This window comes from Amycolatopsis sp. NPDC004747 (assembly GCF_053601335.1).
This window is the reverse complement of record NZ_JBSGBQ010000017.1, coordinates 110,088-130,376: the sequence shown is the minus strand read 5'-3', so window position 1 is coordinate 130,376 and position 20,289 is coordinate 110,088. Positions and strand designations below refer to the sequence as shown.

Annotated in this window: 21 protein-coding genes; 15 read left to right on the top strand and 6 right to left on the bottom strand. The window is 70.9% G+C overall.

Annotated features, from left to right (window positions below):
* Position 1: 1 nt before the first annotated feature.
* From ACWEGE_RS26920 to ACWEGE_RS26905, 4 genes are all read left to right on the top strand, one after another.
* Positions 2–784 carry a carbohydrate ABC transporter permease gene (locus ACWEGE_RS26920; RefSeq protein WP_449663308.1) on the top strand — a complete coding sequence of 261 codons (783 nt, stop codon included), beginning with the start codon at positions 2–4 and terminating at the stop codon, positions 782–784.
* 161 nt (positions 785–945) lie between these two features.
* On the top strand, positions 946–2,667 hold the full coding sequence (locus ACWEGE_RS26915) for a TIGR03767 family metallophosphoesterase (RefSeq protein WP_449663215.1): 1,722 nt from the start codon (positions 946–948) through the stop codon (positions 2,665–2,667).
* A 20-nt stretch (positions 2,668–2,687) separates the two neighbouring features.
* On the top strand, positions 2,688–3,089 hold the full coding sequence (locus ACWEGE_RS26910; RefSeq protein WP_191306884.1) for a PaaI family thioesterase: 402 nt from the start codon (positions 2,688–2,690) through the stop codon (positions 3,087–3,089).
* Positions 3,090–3,160: 71 nt separating this feature from the next.
* On the top strand, positions 3,161–4,423 hold the full coding sequence (locus ACWEGE_RS26905; protein ID WP_449663214.1) for a peptidase C39 family protein: 1,263 nt from the start codon (positions 3,161–3,163) through the stop codon (positions 4,421–4,423).
* Between the two features lie 37 nt (positions 4,424–4,460).
* Here the strand turns inward: ACWEGE_RS26905 and ACWEGE_RS26900 are convergent, their stop codons facing one another.
* Positions 4,461–4,910 (bottom strand): carboxymuconolactone decarboxylase family protein, encoded by a 450-nt coding sequence (locus ACWEGE_RS26900; RefSeq protein WP_449663213.1) that lies wholly within the window; start codon positions 4,908–4,910, stop codon positions 4,461–4,463.
* A gap of 78 nt (positions 4,911–4,988) precedes the next feature.
* Between ACWEGE_RS26900 and ACWEGE_RS26895 the strand changes: the two genes are divergently transcribed.
* The 4 genes from ACWEGE_RS26895 to ACWEGE_RS26880 all read left to right on the top strand — a co-directional run bounded on the left by ACWEGE_RS26895 (position 4,989) and on the right by ACWEGE_RS26880 (position 8,302).
* Positions 4,989–5,843, top strand: a complete 855-nt coding sequence (locus ACWEGE_RS26895) for a sigma-70 family RNA polymerase sigma factor (RefSeq protein WP_449663212.1) — start codon at positions 4,989–4,991, stop codon at positions 5,841–5,843.
* Between the two features lie 157 nt (positions 5,844–6,000).
* Positions 6,001–6,480, top strand: coding sequence for an HAD domain-containing protein (locus tag ACWEGE_RS26890; RefSeq protein ID WP_449663211.1), 480 nt, complete (start codon positions 6,001–6,003; stop codon positions 6,478–6,480).
* Between the two features lie 104 nt (positions 6,481–6,584).
* Positions 6,585–7,682 (top strand): S-(hydroxymethyl)mycothiol dehydrogenase, encoded by a 1,098-nt coding sequence (locus ACWEGE_RS26885; RefSeq protein ID WP_449663210.1) that lies wholly within the window; start codon positions 6,585–6,587, stop codon positions 7,680–7,682.
* A 65-nt stretch (positions 7,683–7,747) separates the two neighbouring features.
* Positions 7,748–8,302, top strand: coding sequence for a gamma-glutamylcyclotransferase (locus ACWEGE_RS26880; protein WP_449663209.1), 555 nt, complete (start codon positions 7,748–7,750; stop codon positions 8,300–8,302).
* Here the strand turns inward: ACWEGE_RS26880 and ACWEGE_RS26875 are convergent.
* Positions 8,280–9,899 (bottom strand): FAD-binding oxidoreductase, encoded by a 1,620-nt coding sequence (locus ACWEGE_RS26875; protein WP_449663208.1) that lies wholly within the window; start codon positions 9,897–9,899, stop codon positions 8,280–8,282. The two genes, ACWEGE_RS26880 and ACWEGE_RS26875, sit on opposite strands and share 23 nt — an antisense overlap.
* 97 nt (positions 9,900–9,996) lie before the next feature.
* Between ACWEGE_RS26875 and ACWEGE_RS26870 the strand changes: the two genes are divergently transcribed.
* From ACWEGE_RS26870 to ACWEGE_RS26840, 7 genes are all read left to right on the top strand, one after another.
* Positions 9,997–10,560: a TetR/AcrR family transcriptional regulator gene (locus ACWEGE_RS26870; protein ID WP_449663307.1), complete on the top strand. Its 564-nt coding sequence runs from the start codon at positions 9,997–9,999 to the stop codon at positions 10,558–10,560.
* Positions 10,557–12,095, top strand: a complete 1,539-nt coding sequence (locus ACWEGE_RS26865) for a glycerol-3-phosphate dehydrogenase/oxidase (protein ID WP_449663207.1) — start codon at positions 10,557–10,559, stop codon at positions 12,093–12,095. Before ACWEGE_RS26870 ends, ACWEGE_RS26865 begins: the two co-directional genes overlap by 4 nt.
* 212 nt (positions 12,096–12,307) lie before the next feature.
* Positions 12,308–12,577: a helix-turn-helix transcriptional regulator gene (locus ACWEGE_RS26860; protein ID WP_176174640.1), complete on the top strand. Its 270-nt coding sequence runs from the start codon at positions 12,308–12,310 to the stop codon at positions 12,575–12,577.
* Positions 12,574–13,122 carry a hypothetical protein gene (locus ACWEGE_RS26855; RefSeq protein WP_449663206.1) on the top strand — a complete coding sequence of 183 codons (549 nt, stop codon included), beginning with the start codon at positions 12,574–12,576 and terminating at the stop codon, positions 13,120–13,122. The genes ACWEGE_RS26860 and ACWEGE_RS26855 overlap by 4 nt, the downstream gene beginning before the upstream one ends.
* Complete coding sequence (locus ACWEGE_RS26850; protein WP_449663205.1) at positions 13,115–14,029, top strand: ABC transporter ATP-binding protein; 915 nt, start codon at positions 13,115–13,117, stop codon at positions 14,027–14,029. Before ACWEGE_RS26855 ends, ACWEGE_RS26850 begins: the two co-directional genes overlap by 8 nt.
* A complete protein-coding gene (locus ACWEGE_RS26845) occupies positions 14,026–15,216 on the top strand; it encodes an ABC transporter permease (RefSeq protein ID WP_449663204.1) in 1,191 nt (396 codons plus the stop codon). The genes ACWEGE_RS26850 and ACWEGE_RS26845 overlap by 4 nt, the downstream gene beginning before the upstream one ends.
* Positions 15,209–15,697: an N-acetyltransferase family protein gene (locus tag ACWEGE_RS26840; RefSeq protein ID WP_449663203.1), complete on the top strand. Its 489-nt coding sequence runs from the start codon at positions 15,209–15,211 to the stop codon at positions 15,695–15,697. Before ACWEGE_RS26845 ends, ACWEGE_RS26840 begins: the two co-directional genes overlap by 8 nt.
* Here the strand turns inward: ACWEGE_RS26840 and ACWEGE_RS26835 are convergent.
* From ACWEGE_RS26835 to ACWEGE_RS26820, 4 genes are all read right to left on the bottom strand, one after another.
* Positions 15,687–17,033: a cryptochrome/photolyase family protein gene (locus ACWEGE_RS26835; RefSeq protein WP_449663202.1), complete on the bottom strand. Its 1,347-nt coding sequence runs from the start codon at positions 17,031–17,033 to the stop codon at positions 15,687–15,689. The two genes, ACWEGE_RS26840 and ACWEGE_RS26835, sit on opposite strands and share 11 nt — an antisense overlap.
* A 125-nt stretch (positions 17,034–17,158) precedes the next feature.
* On the bottom strand, positions 17,159–18,475 hold the full coding sequence (locus ACWEGE_RS26830) for a citrate synthase (RefSeq protein ID WP_449663201.1): 1,317 nt from the start codon (positions 18,473–18,475) through the stop codon (positions 17,159–17,161).
* 197 nt (positions 18,476–18,672) lie between these two features.
* Entirely contained in the window at positions 18,673–19,614 is a 942-nt protein-coding gene (locus ACWEGE_RS26825; protein WP_449663200.1) for a carbohydrate kinase family protein, read from the bottom strand.
* 42 nt (positions 19,615–19,656) lie between these two features.
* Positions 19,657–20,238, bottom strand: a complete 582-nt coding sequence (locus ACWEGE_RS26820; protein ID WP_449663199.1) for a TetR/AcrR family transcriptional regulator — start codon at positions 20,236–20,238, stop codon at positions 19,657–19,659.
* Positions 20,239–20,289: the final 51 nt, after the last annotated feature.

Sequence of the window (20,289 nt, the reverse complement as noted above, 5' to 3'; positions counted from 1 at the left end):
GGTGGCGGCGGTGCTGTTCCTGCTGCCGTTCTACCTGCTGCTGCGCAACGGCCTGGCCTCGCGCGCGGACCTCACGTCTCCACAGTGGACGTTCTTCCCGTCCACAGTGCACTGGGAGAACATCTCGCGGCTGTTCTCGCTTTCGGACGTCCCGTTCGCCCGCAGCCTGCTGAACTCGGCGATCGTGGCCGCCCTGCAGACGCTCGGTCTGCTGACGATCTGTTCCTTGGCCGGCTACGGTCTCGCGCGCATCCCGTACCGGCACGCCGGGATCGTGTTCTACGCGGTGCTGGCGACGCTGATGATCCCGACGTCGGTGACGTTCGTGCCCAGCTTCGTCGTGGTTTCGTCGCTGGGCTGGCTGTCGGACTTCCGCGGCCTGGTGGTCCCCGGGCTGTTCAGCGCGTTCAGCGTGTTCCTGTTCCGCCAGTACTTCCTGGACTTCCCGCGCGAGCTGGAAGAGGCGGGCCGGGTGGACGGCCTGACGCGCTGGGGTGTGTTCTGGCGGATCGTGGTGCCGAATTCCAAGGGGTTCTTCGCGGCGATCGCGGTGATCACCGTGATCGGCAGCTGGAACGCGTTCCTGTGGCCGCTGATCATCGCCCAGTCCCCGGATTCGTGGACGGTCCAGGTGGCGCTGTCGGGCTTGCTGACGGCCCAGAACCCCCAGCTGAACCTGCTGTTCCTGGCGGCGGCGGTGTCGATCCTGCCGATCGTGCTGCTGTTCGTGTTCCTGCAGCGGTACCTGGTGCGCGGGGTGGCCGAGTCCGGCCTGAAGGGCTGAGGCGGTGGGCCGAATTGCCCACAACCTTCGGCGGTACAGCACACCTCCTGGTCTGTGACAGGGTGGACTGAACTGTCACGGTGAATGTTTTTCACGTTCACCCGGTGTCCACCCGAGTCCGGCAGCGTGCTGGGCATCCGAGAAGACTGGGGAGCGAACACATGGCCGAACTCACCCGGCGCACCTTCGCCACCGCGGGCGCCGCCGGTGTCGGGCTCCTGCTCTGCACGCCCACCGCGAACGCCCTCGACCGCGCTCTCCGGCTGACCGGCACCCGCTCGGTCAGCACCGCCGGCACCACGCTCGAGCAGGTCGCCACGGGCGGCGGCACCGCCACCTACTCGCGCCTGTCCGCGGGTCCCGGGTGGCCGCTGGTCGTCCGCGGCGACCTCGCGACGCCGAAGAGCGGACGCGACGACCGGCGCCAGGCGCTGTCCGCCTTCGTCCAGTTCACCGACCTGCACATCACCGACACCGAAAGCCCCGCCCGGTTCGAGTACCTGCACCCCTTCATCGGCTCCGCGCACCGGCCGCAGGAGGCGCTCGGCACGGTCGCCACCAGCGCGCTGGTCGAGCGCGTCAACAGCGTGCGGCAGGGCCCGTTCACCGGACGGCCGTTCGACCTCATGGTCACCACCGGCGACAACACCGACAACCACGAGCTGATCGAGCTCGACTGGTTCCTCAAGGTCCTCAACGGCGGCACCGTCACCCCGAACTCCGGCGACCCGGACGCCTACGAAGGCGTCCAGAACTCGGGCAACCACGAGTTCTGGAACCCCGGCAAGCCGGGCACCGACAGCTACAGCGCGAAGGGCTTCCCGCAGCTTCCCGGCCTGCTCGAAGCGGCCATGAAGACGTTCACCGCGCCCGGGCTCGACGTCCCGTGGTTCTGCACCTTCGGCAACCACGACGACAGCATCGTCGGCTCGCTGCCGGCGCAGATCCCCGGCATCGACGCCTGGTACACCGGCCGCTACAAGGTGATCGGCAAGGACGAGACCTCCGCCAGGAAGCTCGCCAACGCGATCAGCAGCGGCTCCAGCGTCCCGGTCGCGGAACTGTTCGGCGGCAGCGGCACCATCCGCGAGGTCACGCCGGACGCGCGCCGCCGCCCGTTCAGCACCGGCGAGTTCGTCCGCGCCCACCTCGACGCGGCCAACACCGGTCCCGGCCCGGTCGGGCACGGCTTCACCAGCGCCAACGCCGACGGCCAGAACGTCTACTACACCTTCCGGATCGCGCCGGGCATCACCGGGATCAGCCTCGACACGACCACCGACGCCGGGTTCGCCGACGGCTCGATCGGGCTCGCGCAGTACTCCTGGGTCGAGTCGACGCTCAAGCGCGGCAGCTCGACGTACTACGACTTCTTCGGCCGCAAGGTCACCCACTCCGTGACCGACGAGCTGTTCCTGCTGTTCAGCCACCACACCAGCGGCTCGATGGGCAACCTGCTGCCGGATTCACGCCACCTGCTCGACCCGCGCCTGGACGGCAACGCGTTCGTCGCGCTGCTCAAGCGGTTCCCGAACGTGCTGGCCTGGGTCAACGGCCACACGCACCTCAACAAGATCACGCCGCACGCCGGGAACACGCCGCAGCAGAGCTTCTGGGAGATCAACACCGCGTCGCACGTCGACTTCCCGCAGCACGCGCGGATCGTCGAGGTCGCGGACAACGCCGACGGCACGTTGTCGCTGTTCACGACGCTGATCGAGGCCGAAGCGCCGTACGCGGTGGACTACGGCGCCCGGACGCCGCAAGCGCTTGCGTCGCTGTACCGCGAACTGTCCTACAACGACGTCCACGTCGATCTCGGCCGGGTCGGCGCGGCCGAGGACCACAACACGGAGCTGCTGCTCGTCAACCCGCTGAGCTGAGCCTGCGGCAGAGTGGTCGCATGACCGATCTCGAGGGCACGCAGCTCTTCCACCGTTCCATGCCGTTCTCCGAGCGCCTCGGCGTCGAGGTGCTGGAGCACGGGCGCGAGCTCGTCCGCAGCCGGCTGAAGTGGGACGAGAGCCTGTGCACGCTCGGCGGCGCGCTGCACGGGGGCGCGCTCATGGCGCTGGCCGACTCGACCGGCGCCGTGTGCGCGTTCCTCAACCTGCCCGAAGGCGGCCAGGGCACGACGACCGTCGAGTCGAAGACGAACTTCCTGCGTGCGGTGCGTTCGGGCTACGCCGTTGCGTCGTCCAGACCACTGCACGCGGGGCGCAAGTTCGTCGTGGTGGAGACCGAAATCCACGACGACGACGGCAAGTTGGTCGCGAAAGTGACACAGACCCAGGCCGTCCTCTAGGTACCTGTTTACAGACCCGGCCGGACCGGCGAAAATTCCTGGCTACTGGGTGGGCCGACGAGGGAGCCGGGATGCGCGTACGCAAGTTGTTCACCTTATTGTCAGTGGTCGTGTTATCTGCCGTAACCGCGCAAGCCGCCGAGGCCGGGCCCGTCCGGCCCCGCGACGACGAGGCGATCGACTACCACGAATGGACTGGTGGCCGCTTCCACGAGGGCGGCTTCGCCGGGGTCGCGCTCGGCCGCGACGGCCTGCGCATCACGCACCCGGCCGGCACGGTCGAGCACACCGAGCCGGAGCTGGGCACCACGAGAACGTACGAGTACGGCCAGTGGACGTCACCGGAGTACCGCCAGGGCTTCGGCGCGACACAGCTGGTCGCGTCGTGGAACGCCAAGACACCGGCGAAGACCTGGCTGCAGGTCGAGGCGCAGGGCCGGACGTCGGCGGGCGCCGAAACGGCGTGGTACGTGATGGGGCGCTGGGCCAGTGGCGACGCCGACATCCTGCGCACCAGCGTCGACGGCCAGGACGACGCCAACGCGCTGGTCGACGTCGACACGCTGGTCATGAAGACCGGCGTCACGCTGAAGTCGTACCACCTGCGGATCAGCCTCTACCGCGAAGCCGGTTCCGGCGCGACGCCGTCGGTGAGCCTGCTGGGCGCGATGACCTCGGCCGTCCCGGACCGCTTCGAGGTGCAGCCGACGAAGCCCGGGCGCGCCACCGGGATCGAGCTCAAGGTGCCCGCGTACGCGCAGAACCTCCACAAGGGACAGTTCCCGCAGTACGGCGGGGGCGGCGAGGCCTGGTGCAGCCCGACCTCGACCGAGATGGTGGCCGAGTACTGGGGCAAGAAGCCGTCGGCGGCGGAGCTGGCGTGGATCCCGGCGGACTACGTCGACCCGCAGGTGGCCTTCGCGGCGCGCTACACCTACGACCACGCCTACGACGGCACCGGCAACTGGCCGTTCAACACCGCGTATGCGGCCTCGCGCGGGCTGCGCGGCCACATCACGCGGCTGCACTCGCTGAACGAGCTGGAGAACTACATCGCGCGCGGCATCCCGGTGATCACGTCGCAGTCGTTCCTGGCCTCGGAACTCGACGGCGCCGGCTACGGGACGGCGGGCCACCTCATGGTGGTCGTCGGGTTCACCAAGGACGGCGACGTGATCGCGAACGACCCGGCGTCGAGCAGCAACGACCGGGTGCGGAACGTCTACAAGCGCGACCAGTTCGAGAAGATCTGGCAGCGGACGAAGCGCTACCGCGCGGACGGCTCCGTGGCCGGCGCCCCCGGCGGCGTCGCGTACATCATCACGCCCGCCTGAGCCCTCGGTGGGGCGCCGGTGCGGCGCCCCACCCGGTTCACCAGGTCTTGCCGGCCGGTTCCCGGATCGCGCGGTTGATCCGGTTGAAGAAGCCGGTGAGCGCGATGTGCGTGACGATCGCGGACAGCTGCGTCTCGTCGAAGTGCGCGGCGGCGGCCGCCCAGATCTCGTCCGTGACGCCCGGCTGGCCGTCCTGGATCCGTGTCGCGGCTTCGGTCAGCGCGAGCGCGGCCCGCTCCGGCTCGGTGAAGAACGGCGTCTCACGCCAGGTGACGACGCTGTGCAGCCGGTCGTCGGTCTCGCCCTGCCGCTTCGCGTTCCGGACCCCCGCGTAGGTGCAGGGCGCGCAGCCGTTGATCTGGCTGGCCCGCAGGTGGACCAGCTCGAGCAGCAGCGGATCGACGCCGGCGCTGTGCACCACCTTGAACAGCTGCTGGACCGCGCCCGTCACGTCCGGGTCGCTCGGCGTCTTCAGCCGTGGTTCCATCGTTGCCTCCATCGGTTACCTGTGCCCCTCCGGGCCCGTCATGTCCACGACGGAGCGGAAGCGAGGAAGGTAACGACCATGACCGACAGGTTGGCTTCGGCGTTCGAAGCGCAGCGCGACCGGCTGCGCGCGGTGGCCCACCGGGTCCTGGGTTCCCACGCGGACGCCGAAGACGTGGTCCAGGAGGCATGGCTGCGCTTGTCCCGCCAGGACGCGGCGGCGATCGACAACCTCGACGGCTGGCTGACGACCGTGGTCGGCCGGCTCAGCCTGGACGTGCTCCGCTCGCGCCGAGCACGTCCCGAGGCGCCGTACGAGGAGATCGTCGTGACGGTGGACGAGGGCCCGGAGGCGGACGCGGAACTCGCCGATTCGGTGGGGTTGGCGCTGCTGGTGGTGCTGGAGTCCCTCGGCCCGAGCGAGCGGCTGGCGTTCGTGCTGCACGACCTGTTCGCGGTCCCGTTCGAGGAGATCGGCCGCATCCTGGGCAAGTCGACGGCGGCGGCCAAGATGCTGGCGAGCCGGGCCCGCCGAAAGGTCCGGACGCCTCCACCGCCGGCGGGGCCTTCGCGGCGAGAGGTGGTCCAGGCGTTTCTGACAGCGGCCCGCGACGGCGACTTCGAGCAGCTCCTGCGGGTACTGGACCCCCAGGTGCGGCTCACGGTCGACACACCGGACGGAGTGGTGGTGGTCTTGGGGGCGACGAACGTGGCGGCGGGAGCCCGCATCGGCGCGGCGGCAGGCGGCCGGCCGGTCGTCGTCGGCGGCTTGCCGGGCGTGGTGGCGTGGCGGGCGGACGGGACACCGATGTCGGTGGTGGCGTTCACCGTGGTGGACGGCCGGATCACGAACATCGCGGCGGTGGCGGATCCGGCGAAGCTGGCGTCGATGGAGCTGCCGGAGCCGCCCGGAACTGTCGGTGGTGCCCGGTAAGCTGGAAACCGGGGGGCGGAGGCCCCGCCCGCCGGCTCCCAGCCAGTCGCAGGCCGGCCCGAGCCGCGCCCTGCCCGCTTCGGCCTCGGGCCTGCCGATCGCCCGCGTGGCAGCCACCCCGCGACAACGGCCACCGCCGTGCCAAACTGCGGAGACCATGCCCCGCCCATTGTTGTTCCTCGACGTCGACGGCCCGCTGATCCCCTTCGGCCGCAGTTCCGGCGAGTACGAGCACTTCACGGACGACGACCAGGGCAACCCCCTGCTGTCCCGGGTCGACCCGCGCCTCGGCGCGCGGCTGCCGGCCCTCGGGTGCGACCTCGTCTGGGCCACCACGTGGCTCGGCGACGCCAACGAGTGCATCGCCCCGCTGCTCGACCTGCCACCGCTGCCGGTGCTCGGCTTCCCGGACGAAGACCTTCCCGGCGCCGGACCGCATTGGAAGACCGGGCCGGTCGTCGCGTGGGCGGCCGGTCGCCCGTTCGCCTGGATCGACGACGAAACGACCGATGCCGACCGGGCCTGGGTCGCGCGCCACCACCCGGGACCGGCCCTGTTGCACACCGTCGACGCGAGCACCGGCCTCACCGGCCAAGACTTCGCCGCCATCGCCGCCTGGCGAGCCTCAGTTGCGTGATCCGCAACATGTTGCGCAAAACCTCACTCATGCGGATGTCGCCATCTCCGCATGATCCGTGATTAGCTGCGGTCGACCAGCAGCGCAGCCGGAAGGTGGTTCGAATGCCGTACGAGGTCCAGGGGGTCGTTTCGCGGGCGAAGGGCGAGCCCGTCTCGCTGGAGACCGTCCTCGTGCCCGATCCCGGTCCCGGCGAAGCCGTCGTGAACGTCCAAGCCTGCGGGGTCTGCCACACCGACCTGCACTACCGCGAGGGCGGGATCAACGACGACTTCCCGTTCCTGCTCGGCCACGAGGCCGCCGGCGTCGTCGAGGCCGTCGGCGAAGGGGTCACCGATCTCGAGCCGGGTGACTACGTCATCCTCAACTGGCGCGCCGTCTGCGGCACCTGCCGGGCCTGCAGGCGCGGCAAGCCGTGGTACTGCTTCTCGACCTTCAACGCCGCCCAGCCGATGACCCTGCAGGACGGCACCAAGCTGTCGCCCGCCCTCGGCATCGGGGCCTTCCTCGAGAAGACCCTTGTCCACAGCGGACAGTGCACGAAGGTCGACCGGGCCGCCGAGCCCGCCGTGGCCGGGCTGCTCGGCTGCGGTGTCATGGCCGGGCTCGGCGCGGCCATCAACACCGGCGCCGTCACGCGCGGTGACTCGGTCGCCGTCATCGGCTGCGGCGGGGTCGGGGACGCCGCCATCGCCGGCGCGAAGCTGGCGGGTGCCACCACGATCGTCGCGATCGACACGGACGACCGGAAGCTGGCGTGGGCGAAGGACTTCGGCGCCACCCACACCCTCAACAGCAAGGGCCTGTCCGAGGCGCAGGTCGTCGAAGCCATGCAGGACGCGACGAACTCGTTCGGCCCCGACGTCGTCATCGACGCGGTCGGCCGCCCCGAGACCTGGCGGCAGGCGTTCTACGGGCGCGACCTGGCCGGCACGGTCGTGCTGGTCGGCGTGCCGACCCCGGACATGCGGCTGAACGACCTGCCGCTGATCGACTTCTTCTCGCGCGGCGGCTCGCTCAAGTCCTCCTGGTACGGCGACTGCCTGCCCAGCCGGGACTTCCCGATGCTCGTGGACCTCTACCTGCAGGGCAGGCTGCCGCTCGACAAGTTCGTCACCGAGCGCATCGGCGTCGACGGCGTCGAGCAGGCCTTCGCGCGCATGCACCACGGTGACGTGCTGCGCAGCGTGGTGACGTTCTGACCCTCTTCACCGACGACGAGTACCCGGCCGAGCCCTACCCGGGCATTCGGCCGGGCCACTCGTTCGTGCACGTCGACGGCGTCGGGCACCCGCTCGACACCGCTCCCGAGGGCTGGCGCGACCGGCTGGCCGTGCTGGCCTACGGCTCGAACGCGAACCCGTCGAAGATCACCTGGCTGCGCACCCGGCTCGGCCTCGAAGGCCCGGTCGTCGTGGCGCACGCCCGCTGTGCCGGGCTCGCCGCCGTGTGGGCGGCCGGCTTCCGCGTCGTCGACGACCAGCGGCCGGCCACGATCACCGCACTGGACGGCGTCGAGGAGCACGCCGTCTGGTTCGTGACGCCGGACCAGCTGGCGGTCCTGGACCGCTGCGAAGGCCGCGGCACCCGCTACCACCTGGCCCGGCTGACCGAACCCGACATCACCCTCGAAGACGGCACGCGCCTGACCGAGGTCCACACCTACGTCGGCGCCGCGCCGATCCGCTACCCGCTGCTGGTCGACGGCGCGCCGGTGCGCACCGCCGACGTCCCGCAGGCCGAAGCGGCGGCGCTCGAAGGCGTTCCCGCCGACGGCCACGGCGTGCCCTGCGAAGTGATCACACCAGCTTTCCGGGGTTGAGGATCCCGGTCGGGTCCACAGTGGACTTGGCCGCGCGCAGCACTTCGACGCCCAGCGAGCCGATTTCCGCGCTCAGGTAGGGCGCGTGGTCGACGCCGACGGCGTGGTGGTGCGAAATCGTGCCCAGCCCGGCGATCGCCTCGCAGGCCGCCGCCTTCGCGCGCTGCCACTGCCCGATCGGGTCGGCTTCGTCGCGGGCCGTCAGCACGGTGAAGTACAGCGACGCGCCCGTTTCGTAGGCGTGCGATATGTGGCACATGACGATCGACCGGCCCAGCGCGGCCGTCAGCGCCGCGCGAACGTCGTCGCGCAGCTCGTCCAGATTGGACCAGTAGGCGGCCGTTTCGAGCGTCTCGACGCAGACTCCCCTGTCCAGCAGCGCGTCCCGCTGCCGCGGGCCCGCGAACCGGCCGTGCCGCCACGACTCGCCGAGCGCCTTGCCGACGCGCACGGCGCCCGAGGCCTTCAGCCGCCGGGCCGTCTCGCGGCGGCGCAGCGCCACGTCGTGCGCGGTGCCCTCCCAGCCCACGATGAGGAAACACGGCCGCCGCACCCCGCGCGCGGCGAGGTAGCGGCGCAGGGCCGTCGTCTTCGGCCCCGCGTTCAGCGCGAGCGAGACCTCGGTCTCGTCCACATCGGACAGCCGGGTGACGTCGGCGAGCGCGTGGTGCTGCGCGAGGTCCCGCACCGCTTCGGCGCCGGCCGCCCAGCCCGGCAGCGCGTAACCCTCGTAACGCCGGACCGGCGGCGCCGGCCGCACCCGCAGCGCGACCTCGGTGATCACACCGAGCGTCCCCTCGCTGCCGATCGCGAGCTGGCGCAGGTCCGGCCCGGCCGCGGACGCCGGCGCGACGCCGAGCCTCCACGGGCCGCGCGGGGTGGCCAGCCGCACGCCGGTGACCATGTCCTCGAACCGCCCGTAGCCCGACGACGCCTGGCCGGCCGAACGCGTCGCCGCGAAGCCGCCGATCGTGGCGCGCTCGAACGACTGCGGGACGTGCCCGAGCGTCAGGCCGTGCCCGGCGAGCAGCCGCTCGGCTTCCGGGCCGCGGACGCCGGCCTGCAGGACGGCGATGCGCGACTCGGCGTCGACCGACACCAGCGCGTCGAGCCGGGCGAGGTCCAGCGCGATCACCGCCGCCTTCCCGCCGCGCAGTGCCGCGACGCCGCCGACCACCGAAGTCCCGCCCCCGAAGGGCACCACCCCGACGTCGTGCCGGACGCAGGCGTCGAGCACCGCCTGGACCTCGTCCGGGTCGGCGGGCAGCACGACCGCGTCGGGCACCGGGAAGTCTGCCGACGGCGACCGGCGCCGCAGGAGGTCGAGGTAGGAGAGCCCGGTCGCCCGCGCGAGCCGCGCCGGATCGTCGACCAGCACGTTCTCCGCGCCGACGACTTCCGCAAGCGCTTCCTCGGCAGATTTCGCCAGTTTCGTTGACGGTATTTTTACCGGCATGTCGCCCGTCGGAGCGACCTCGGGGGCCACCGGACCGATACGCTGTTCAAGCCACTTGGCCGCCCGCGCGGGCAGCGGGGCGGCGCCGGCGGCTTCCGCGGTCCAGGACCGGCGGAGGCGGTGGTCAATGAGAGCGTTCACGACTACAGTGTGACATATGGACGTGAAACGTCACACTTCGCAGACGGCCGGATCCTCCGCGCTCGCGGACACCCGCAACCGCCAAACGGCTACGCGGGTGGCCGATGACGTGCTGCTCGACGCCGCGCGCTCGTGCGTGCTGGCCGTCGGTGTGCGCCGCACCACACTCGCCGAAATCGCCCGCACCGCCCGGGTCAGCCGGATGACGGTCTACCGCCGCTTCCCGGACGTCCGCAGCGTGCTCGCCGCCCTGATGACCCGCGAGTTCAGCGGGTTGCTGCGCACGGCGAGCGAGGGCGGCGCCGACGCCGAGCACAGCCGCGCCCGGCTCGTGCTCATCGCGGCGGCCGGCGTCCGCGCGCTGTCGACCGACCCGCTGTTCCGCACCCTGCTCGACGTCGACCCGGAGCTGGTGCTCCCGTACATCGTGGAGCGGCTCGGGGCGACGCAGAAGTTCGCCGAACAGGCGCTGCACGGCCTCCTGGAGGCCGGCCACCAGGACGGCTCGATCCGGCGGGCGCCGGTCGCGGTGCAGTCCCGGTCGGTGCTGCTGGTGGTGCAGTCGTTCGCGTTCTCGCTGCGCCCGGCCACCGTGGACGTCGACGAGGCGGCGCTGATGGCGGAGTTCACCCACGTGCTCGACGCGGCGTTGCGGCCATGACGTCCGGCTCGCTCAACGCGCGGCGCCGCGAACGCGAGCTCGCGGAGCTGTCGTCGGGCGAGCGCGTCGACATCGTCGTGGTCGGCGGCGGCGTCACCGGCACGGGTATCGCGCTGGACGCGGCCTCGCGGGGCCTGTCGGTGGCGCTCGTGGAGGCGCACGACCTGGCGTTCGGGACATCGCGCTGGTCGTCGAAGCTGGTCCACGGCGGGTTGCGCTACCTGGCGCACGGCGAACTCGGGCTGGCGCACGAAAGCGCTGTCGAGCGCGGGATCCTGATGACGCGCACGGCACCGCACCTCACGCGCGCGATGCCGCAGCTGTTTCCGTTGTACCCCGGCACGTCCCGGCTCCAGGAGCGAGTGGTCGCGGCGGGCCTGCGCGCGGGCGACGTCCTCCGGCGGGCGGCGCGCACGCCGTCGTCGGTGCTGCCGCGGCCGCGCTCGATTCCCCCGCTGGAGGCCCTGGCGCTGGCGCCCGGCCTGTCCGCGCACGGCCTGCGCGGCGCCCTGCTGGCATACGACGGCGCTTTGGTCGACGACGCCCGGCTGGTGGTGACCCTCGCCCGCACGGCGGCGTCGTTCGGCGCACGAATCCTCACGCGGCTTTCGGCCGTCTCACTTTCGGCGGACCACGTCCGGGCCCGGGACGGCGTTTCGGGATCCACAGTGGACATCCACGCCCGCCAGGTGATCAACGCGACGGGCGTCTGGGCCGGAACGCTGACGGGCGCGGTCCGGCTGCGGCCGTCGCTCGGTTCGCACCTGGTACTGGCGCCCGGGACGGTCCCGATGGGGACGACGTCGGTGAACATCGGCGTGCCCGGGGAGACGAACCGGTTCGTCTTCCTGCTGCCCCAGCCGGACGGCCGGGTCTACCTGGGACTGACCGACGAGCCCGTCTCGGGCCCGATCCCGTCGGTGCCGGTGGTTCCCGAGTCCGATGTGGACTTCCTGTTGTCGCTGGCCTCATCGGTCTTGGCGCGCCCGCTCACGCGCGCGGACATCGCCGGGTCGTACGCGGGACTGCGGCCGCTGGTGGAAGCCGGCGGCCGGTCGGCCGACCTGTCGCGCAAGCACGCGGTCCTGGCGGGTTCGGACGGGCTGCTGACGGTGGTGGGCGGCAAGCTGACGACGTACCGCCGGATGGCGGAGGACGCGGTCGACGCGGCTGTCCGCTTGGCGGGGTTGCCGGTTTCGCCGTGCCGCACGGCGCGGTTGCCGCTGCTGGGCGCGGCTCCGCGAGCTGAGCTGTCCCTTGTGGACGCTTCGCCGCGGCTGGTGGCGCGGTACGGCACGGAGGCCCCGCGCGTGGCGGCGCTGGGCGAGCTGGACGCGGAGTTCGCGGCCCCGGTCGCACCGGGAACGGAGATCACGGCGGCCGAGGTCGTGTGGGCGGTCCGGAACGAGGGGGCACTGGACGTGGAGGACGTGCTGGAGCGCCGGACGCGGCTGGCGCTGATCCCGTCGGACGCCGAGGCCGCGCGGGCGCGGGTGGCGGAACTTGTCGACAAGTCACTGGCGGGGTTGGCCTGAGCGAAGGCCGATCCTACGGGGTGGGCGCGCTCCCGGACCGATGCGGTGGCTATCCCCGTGAAGCGAATCGACGAACTCCTCGACCGTGCAGCCCCTCGGCACGACTGATCGCTTGCCACCGCACCACGACCCCATCCGCACCGGCCGCAGCCAACAGGGCTTGATGTTCCCTTAAGTTGACGAACCGTTGGGTTTTTGCAACAGTTGGATGCATGAGCCCGGTCAGACGCGGCAAAGAGCTGCCGATCTACAACCGGCTTCCCGTGCTCCGGGCCGAGCGCGGGATGACCCGAGCCGCGCTGGCGAGCGCCGTCGACGTCAACCCGCAGACCATCGGCGCGCTCGAACGCGGTGACCACTATCCGAGCCTGGACCTGGCGTTCCGGCTCTGCGCGGTGTTCGACCTGCCCGTCGAGGCGGTCTTCAGCCGCGAGCCGTTCACGCCTCTTTCCACCCAGGTGTACCGCGAGGGGGGAGCATGACCGAGCGACCGGGCCGTCTCGCGGCCTACTGGGAGCGTCAGCTGGACAAGATGGACGCGCGGGAGCTGCGGCACGCCAAGCGGCTGCCCGGCTGGCGCACCCGGCGCCGGCGCCGGGCCCTCGCCGCGGTCCTGGGGCTCGCCGACCTCGGGCTGATCGCCGGCGCGGCGGTCTTCACCGCGAAGGGCGACTGGCTGTTCAGCGTGCTGTGGGTGGGCAGCGTGGTGGTCGGCGGCGCCTCGTTCGTGCTGCTGCGGATCCTCACCGGCCGGATGAGCGGCGGCTTCTCGCGGCTGCTGGACGAACGCGAACGGGAGTGGCGCCACCGCGTCACCTACGTCGCCTTCCAGATCCTGAGCTACCTGATGATCGTCGCGATGATCTACGGCATCGTCGTCGCCCACACCGAAGAAGGTGGCCTGCGCGGCGCGATGATGCTCTCCGCGCTGCTGGTCACCGGCACCACCATCCCGGCCGTCGTGCTGGGCTGGTCGCTGCCGGACGACGACCCCGAGGACTTCGAAGAGGGGATGGGAAATGCTTGAGGGGACCCTGGAGATCGACCGGATCTCCAAGCGCTACGGCGCCAAGGTCGCGCTGGACGGCGTTTCGTTCGACGTCCGCGCTGGCGAGCTGTTCGGCTTCGTCGGCAGCAACGGTGCCGGCAAGACCACCACCATGCGGATCGCGCTGGGCGTGCTGGCCGCCGATGGCGGCGAAGTGCGCTTCGACGGCAAACCGGTCACGCACGAGACGCGCACCCACATCGGCTACATGCCCGAGGAACGCGGGCTGTACCCGAAGATGAAGGTGCTCGACCAGCTCGTCTACCTGGCCGAGCTGCACGGCCTGAGCGCCGACGAAGCCCACCGCAACGCCGAGACCTGGATCGGCAGGCTCGGGCTGGCCGAGCGCCGCAAGGACGAGGTGCAGAAGCTGTCCCTCGGCAACCAGCAGCGCGTCCAGCTCGCCGCCGCGCTGGTGCACGACCCCGCCGTGCTGGTGCTCGACGAGCCGTTCTCCGGCCTCGACCCGCTCGCCGTCGACGTGATGAGCGGTGTCCTGCGGGAGAAGGCCGCCGCGGGCGTGCCGGTCGTCTTCTCCAGCCACCAGCTCGACCTCGTCGAGCGGCTGTGCGACCGGGTCGGGATCATCCGCGGGGGCCGGATGGTCGCCGTCGGCACGGTCGCCGAACTCACCGAGGGCGCGCGCAGCAAGCTCGTCGTCACGGCGCCGTCCGCGAACAACGGCTGGGCCGCCGGCCTGCCCGGGGTGCGCGTGCTGGAGCAGCACGGCGCCACCACCGTGCTCGACCTCGAACCGGGCGCGGACGACCAGGCGGTGCTCACCGCCGCGCTGGCGACCGGGCCGGTCACCGAATTCAGCCGCCGTCGCCGGTCGCTCACCGAACTGTTCCGCGACGCGGTGTCCGAGAAGGGGGAGTCTCGATGAAGACGTTGAGTGGCCGCCGCGCCGTCTGGCTCGTGCTGAAGCGCGAGCTGAACACGCGGTTGCGCACGAGGTCGTTCGTGGTCGGCACCGGCGTGCTGCTGGTGCTGCTGCTGGGGTACGTCTTCTTCCAGACTTCGCTGGCCAAGTCGTCCGACAGGAACACCGTGGGGCTGACCGGCCAGGCGATCGGCATCGCCCGCCAGCTGCAGACCGAAGCCGCGCTTTCGGGCCGCGAGATCAGCACGGTCGTCGTCACCGATCCGGCGGAGGGCAGGCAGAAGGTCGAAGACGGCGACCTCGACGCACTCGTCTCGGGCAGCGCGGCCCAGCTGACCGCCACCTACAAGTCCTCTTTGGACGATCAGCTGCGCCGCGTGCTCGACCAGGTCGCCCAGCAGCAGGTGCTCGACGGCGTGCTGTCGTCCGCGCAGCTGGAGCCGGCCGAGGTGATGGCCAGGGTCAACGGCACCCACGTCCGCGACGACGCCCTTTCGCCGCAGCCGGCGGACCAGACGCAGCGGCTGGTCGTCGGGCTGGTCGTGGCCTTCCTGCTGTACATGAGCATCATCACCTACGGGATGATGGTCGCCCAGGGCGTCGTCGAGGAGAAGTCCAGCCGGGTGGTGGAGATCCTGCTCGCCAGCGTGCGGCCGTGGCAGCTGCTGCTGGGCAAGGTGATCGGGCTCGGCCTGGTCGGCCTGACCCAGCTGGTCATCCTCGCGGTGGTCGGGCTCGGCGCGGCTTCGGCGACCGGCGTGTTCACGCTTTCCGGCTTCGCGACGGGCGCGGTGCTGTGGGGCCTGCTCTGGTACCTGCTGGGCTTCCTGCTGTACGCCACCATCTACGGCGCGCTCGGGTCGCTGGTGTCCCGGCAGGAGGACACCCAGTCGGTGGTCGGGCCGCTGAACATCATCCTGGTCGTCGGGTTCATCGCCGGGTTCAACCTGCTGGTCCAGAACCCGGCGGGATCGGCGACGAGGATCGTCTCGCTGATCCCGCTGCTGTCCCCGATCCTGATGCCGGCCCGCATTTCGACGGGCGCGGCGGCGGGCTGGGAGATCGGCCTGTCGCTGGCGCTGACCGTCGCGCTCGTCGCCGTGCTCACCTGGGTGGGCGGCAAGATCTACGGCAACAGCGTGCTGCGGATCGGCAGCCGGATCAAGCTGAGCGAGGCCCTGCGTGGCTGAGGTGCGGGCAGCGGGGCCCGGTGACGTGGCCGCGATCCGCCGGTTCGGCGAGGCGCACGTCCGGGCCCACTACGCCCCGCTGATCGGCGCGGCCGCGGCGGACGCGCAGGTCCGCGACTGGTGGAACGAGACGCACCTCGACGCTGCCGTCGCGGCCGGGTTGGTGGTGGTCGCCGAGGACGGCGGGGAGCTCCTCGGCGTCGGCCAACGCGGCCGCAACGGTGCCGAACACGTGGTCTACAAGCTCTACGTCCACCCCGGGCAGCGCGGCCGCGGGCTCGGCCCGCGGCTCCTCGACGCCCTGGTGGCGCAGCTGCCCGCCGGCGTCGAACGGCTGCACATCGAGCATTTCGCGGCCAACGAGCGAGCGGGCGCGTTCTACGAGCGCGAGGGCTTCACCGTGGAGCGGGTGGAGCCCAGCCCCACCGGCGATCCCGCGCTCGCGGTCGTGTGGCGCGTCAAACCGTTGTTCACGACGTGATCTTGCCGTACCGCTCCAAGGACACCTGGCGCTCGTGGCCGTGGTCGACCATGGGTTCCGGGTAGTCCGCGGGGCGGTCCTTCAGCTTGTGCACCGCCTTGCCGGGCACCGAACGCAGCTCCGGCACGTACTTGCGCACGTAATCCCCCTGCGGGTCGAACTTCTCCCCCTGGGTCGTCGGGTTGAAGATCCGGAAGTACGGGGCCGCGTCGGTGCCGCAGCCCGCCACCCACTGCCAGTTCAGCTGGTTCGACGCCAGGTCGCCGTCCACCAGGTGCTTCATGAAGTGACGGGCGCCCAGCCACCACGGCAGGTGCAGGTCCTTCACCAGGAAGCTCGCGACGACCATCCGCACCCGGTTGTGCATCCAGCCCTCGGCCAGCAGCTGCCGCATCCCGGCGTCCACGATCGGGTAGCCCGTCCGGCCTTCGCACCACCGCGAGAAGGCCTCGGGGTCTTCGTCGTGCTTCATGCCGTCGAACCGCTTGTCGTAGTTCTTCCGCGCCGTTTCCGGCCGGTGCCAGAGGACGTCGGCGTGGAATTCGCGCCAGCAGATCTCGCTGCGCAGGGACTTCGCGCCCACGCGGTCGTCGCCCGAGAGGTCGGCCAAGATCGTCCGCGGGTGGATGCAGCCCCAGCGCAGGTACGGCGAAAGCCGCGTGGTCCCTTCGCGGTCCGGGCGGTCGCGGTCCTCGTCGTAGGTCTCGATGCCGTCTTCGAGGAACGCGTGCCAGACGTCCAGCGCCGCCTGCTCCCCCGGTTCGGGCAGGGCGGCGGAAACCTTCGGCGGACGCGGGATCTTCAGCGATTTCGGCGGTTCGACCCAGTCCACAAGGGACGGTCCGGTGTCGGCGGGCGAGTGCCAGCCGCGCGCGGTCCAAGCGCGGAAGAACGGCGTGAAGACGCGGTACGGGCTGCCGTCCGGCTTGGTGACCCGCCCCGGCGTCACCGCGTACGGCGAGCCGGTCTCGACCCAGTCGATGTTGTGCTCCGCCAAGGCTTTCGCCACCGCATCGTCCCGGCGGCGGCCATAAGGACCGGTGTCCGCGCTGACGTGCACCGCGGCGGCGCCGATCTTGCGCGCCGCGCGGACGACCTCGGTCGCCGGGTCGCCGTGCACCAGCATCAGGCGCCCGCCGAGCTGTTCGTCCAGCTTTTCGAGACAGCCGTACAAGAAAGCCTCGCGCGGCGCGCCACCCGGCTTCAGCAGGGCCTCGTCGAGGACGTACAGCGCGAGGACGTGCTTGCTGTGCTTCGACGCTTCCAGCAGCGCGGCGTGGTCACCCAGCCGGAGGTCACGACGGAACCACAGGACAACGGGGGCTTCTCGGGTCACGCCGGTAAACGTAAACGTCCCGCCGGGCAAATGCACGGCGGGACCCTGTTTAAACCGGGGCTTCGCCCCGGGCCGGGGGCCCCGCCACCCGGAGCCCCCGAAAAACCCTGTGCGCTTGAATCGAATCAGCGCTCGGACATCGGGACGTAATCCCGGGTCGCGTGGCCGGTGTAGATCTGCCGCGGGCGGCCGATCTTGGTGGCCGGGTCGTTGATCATCTCGCGCCAGTGCGCGATCCAGCCCGGGAGCCGGCCCAGCGCGAACAGCACCGTGAAGAACTTCGTCGGGAAGCCCAGCGCCCGGTAGATCAGGCCGGTGTAGAAGTCCACGTTCGGGTACAGCTTCCGCGAAACGAAGTAGTCGTCGGAAAGGGCCGTTTCCTCGAGCTTCTTGGCGATGTCGAGCAGCTGGTCGCCGCCCTTCAGCTTGCCGAGGATTTCGTCCGCCGTGCTCTTGATGATCTTCGCGCGCGGGTCGTAGTTCTTGTAGACCCGGTGCCCGAAGCCCATCAGCTTCACGCCCTTTTCCTTGTTCTTCACGCGCTCGACGAACTTGGCGACGTCGCCGCCGTCGCGCTGGATGCCCTCGAGCATGTCGAGCACCGCCGAGTTCGCGCCGCCGTGCAGCGGTCCGAACAGGGCGTTGATGCCGGCCGAGATCGACGCGAACAGGTTCGCCTCGGACGAGCCGACCAGGCGCACGGTCGAGGTCGAGCAGTTCTGCTCGTGGTCGGCGTGCAGGATGAACAGCAGGTCGAGCGCCTTGGCGGCCTCCGGGTCGACCTCGTACGGCTCGGCCGGGAAGCCGAACGTCATCCGCAGGAAGTTCTCGACCAGGCCCAGCGAGTTGTCCGGGTACAGCAGCGGCTGGCCGACGGACTTCTTGTACGCGTACGCCGCCAGGGTCGGGAGCTTGGCCAGCAGGCGGACCGTCGACAGCTCCACGTTGGGCTCGTCGAACGGGTTGAGCGAATCCTGGTAGAAGGTCGACAGCGCCGAAACCGCGCTCGACAGGACCGGCATCGGGTGGGCGTCGCGCGGGAAGCCGCTGAAGAACGCCTTCAGGTCCTCGTGGAGCAGCGTGTGCCGCTGGATCTTCTCGGTGAAGTCGGCCAGCTGGGCCTGGGTCGGCAGCTCGCCGTAGATGAGCAGGTAGGAGACCTCGATGAAGGTCGACTTCTCCGCCAGCTGCTCGATCGGGTACCCGCGGTAGCGGAGGATGCCGGCGTCACCGTCGATGTAGGCGATGGCGGACGACGCGGCACCGGTGTTGACGAAACCGGGGTCGTAGGTGATGTACCCCGTCTGCGCCAGCAGCTTGCCCAGCTCGATCCCGGGCGCGCCCTCGACCGGGTGGACGATCTTGAACTCGTGCTCGCCACTCGGCAGGGTCAGCTTCGCGGTTTCGCCGCCGGACTGCCCCGCAGTCGTCGCGTCGGACATGCAAGTCCCTCTCACGTTGGGCACGGGCCGGCGGCGCCTGTACGTTCCACAGGTAGCCACGTGTTCACGCGAGGAAACACTGGCGCCTCGCTGCACACCGCCCCGCTGGGGTATGAAGAATGCCCCTCAACGTTAGTCGAGAAACCCGCCTCCGCGCAGCGGTGACGTTGCTCCGGAGGGCCCCTTTGGGACCAGGTTCACACGGTGGCCGCCATATCGGCGGACGTGGGCGGCTCGGCGCCGCTGCGGGACACCGTGATCGACGCCGCTTTCGCCGCGAAGGTGAGGGCTTCGCGCCACGCGCCGGCGTCGAGGGACGCCAGGTCGGCGGCCTCGTGGGTGTGCAGCCAGGCCAGCAGCGCGCCGTGCACGGTGTCGCCGGCGCCGATGGTGTCCACGACGGTGACCTTGCGCGAGGGCACGTGGGCCAGCTCACCTGCGGCGGTGATCACCGAGAGCCCGTCGGCGCCCCGGGTGAGCACCACGGCGTCCACACCGGACTCGATCCACGTCTTCGCGGCGGCGACCGGGTCGGCGCCTTCGGTGAGCCATGCGGCGTCGTCGTCGGAGATCTTGAGCAGCCGGACGTCCGGCAGCCAGGACGCGAACCGGGCCCGGTAGGCGGCCGGGTCGACGATCAGCGCCTCGCGGATGTTGGGGTCGAGCACGGTCAGCACGCCGCGGGCCGCTTCGCGCCGCAGCATCGCCTCGTACGCCGAAGCGCCGGGCTCGAGGACCATGCCGAGCGTGCCGAGTGAGAGCGCTGTCACATCCTCGGCCAGCGGGCCGGGGTCCGCGACCAGCCGGTCCGCGGTGCCCTCGACGTAGAAGGTGTAGCGCGCGGCTCCCTTGGCGTCGAGCGCCACGACGGCCAGCGTCGTCGGCTCGTCGCCGCGCTGCAGCAGCGAGGTGTCGACGGCGGAAGCGTGCAGGCGCTCGACCATCGCTTCGCCGAAGCGGTCGGTGGAGACGCGGGACAGGAACGCCGCCGGCACGCCGAGCCGCCCGGCGGCCAGCGCGACGTTGTACGGCCCACCGCCCAGCCGGGGCAGCAGCGCGCGCAGCCCACCGTCCACAGTGGAATCAAGAGGGTCGCCGGGAACCAGGTCGACCAGAGCTTCTCCGCCTACGACGATCACGCGCGGCAGTTTAATCGAGTTCCGGCTGACAATTCCTGTCCGCTATTTGTTGAGACCACCCAGCAGCAGTTCGCCCAAAGCGGTGAACGCGTCGGCGTCGGAGACGTCGGTCCGCTGGGCGAGCACGCCGGTCTGGATGCCCTCGATGATCAGCCCGGTCATCTCGGCCACCAGCCGGGCGTGCACGTCGCGGAACACCCCGTCGGCGACCCCGCGGTCGATGAACTGCCGGAGCCGACGCGCGGCGAACCGGCTGTTGAGCTGGTAGGCCTCGCGCGCCGGGCCGAACTCGGCGAGGTCGCGCATGAACGCGGGCGACGCCCGGTTCAGGTGTTCGGCGACGCCGGCCAGGTACTCGCCGATGAGCTTGCGGGCGTCGTCGATCCCGGCGATGCGCTCTTCGATCCGCTCCGCGGCGCCGCGGAAGAACCGGGTGACGACCTTGACGGCGAGCTGCTCCTTGCTGGGCGCGAGCGCGTAGAGCGTCGACTTCGAGCAGCGCAGGCGGCCGGCGAGGTCGTCCAGGGTGAAGGCGGCGAAGCCCTCGGCCAGGAAGAGCGCCTCGAGGTCGCCCAGCAGCACCTGCTGGCGGGCGGTCGGCCGTCGGCGGGTTTCGGGGCGCATCGGCTCACTATCTCCTACGTCTTCCGGCGACCCCCAGTCGTGCCGTACTGT

Coding starts and splice junctions, on each gene's coding strand:
- ACWEGE_RS26890 (WP_449663211.1), top strand. CDS start 6,001: ATGCCCCGCCCATTGTTGTTCCTCGACGTCGACGGCCCGCTGATCCCC.
- ACWEGE_RS26885 (WP_449663210.1), top strand. CDS start 6,585: ATGCCGTACGAGGTCCAGGGGGTCGTTTCGCGGGCGAAGGGCGAGCCC.
- ACWEGE_RS26865 (WP_449663207.1), top strand. CDS start 10,557: ATGACGTCCGGCTCGCTCAACGCGCGGCGCCGCGAACGCGAGCTCGCG.
- ACWEGE_RS26820 (WP_449663199.1), bottom strand. CDS start 20,238: ATGCGCCCCGAAACCCGCCGACGGCCGACCGCCCGCCAGCAGGTGCTG.
- ACWEGE_RS26845 (WP_449663204.1), top strand. CDS start 14,026: ATGAAGACGTTGAGTGGCCGCCGCGCCGTCTGGCTCGTGCTGAAGCGC.
- ACWEGE_RS26895 (WP_449663212.1), top strand. CDS start 4,989: ATGACCGACAGGTTGGCTTCGGCGTTCGAAGCGCAGCGCGACCGGCTG.
- ACWEGE_RS26915 (WP_449663215.1), top strand. CDS start 946: ATGGCCGAACTCACCCGGCGCACCTTCGCCACCGCGGGCGCCGCCGGT.
- ACWEGE_RS26855 (WP_449663206.1), top strand. CDS start 12,574: ATGACCGAGCGACCGGGCCGTCTCGCGGCCTACTGGGAGCGTCAGCTG.
- ACWEGE_RS26860 (WP_176174640.1), top strand. CDS start 12,308: ATGAGCCCGGTCAGACGCGGCAAAGAGCTGCCGATCTACAACCGGCTT.
- ACWEGE_RS26850 (WP_449663205.1), top strand. CDS start 13,115: ATGCTTGAGGGGACCCTGGAGATCGACCGGATCTCCAAGCGCTACGGC.
- ACWEGE_RS26905 (WP_449663214.1), top strand. CDS start 3,161: ATGCGCGTACGCAAGTTGTTCACCTTATTGTCAGTGGTCGTGTTATCT.
- ACWEGE_RS26830 (WP_449663201.1), bottom strand. CDS start 18,475: ATGTCCGACGCGACGACTGCGGGGCAGTCCGGCGGCGAAACCGCGAAG.
- ACWEGE_RS26900 (WP_449663213.1), bottom strand. CDS start 4,910: ATGGAACCACGGCTGAAGACGCCGAGCGACCCGGACGTGACGGGCGCG.
- ACWEGE_RS26910 (WP_191306884.1), top strand. CDS start 2,688: ATGACCGATCTCGAGGGCACGCAGCTCTTCCACCGTTCCATGCCGTTC.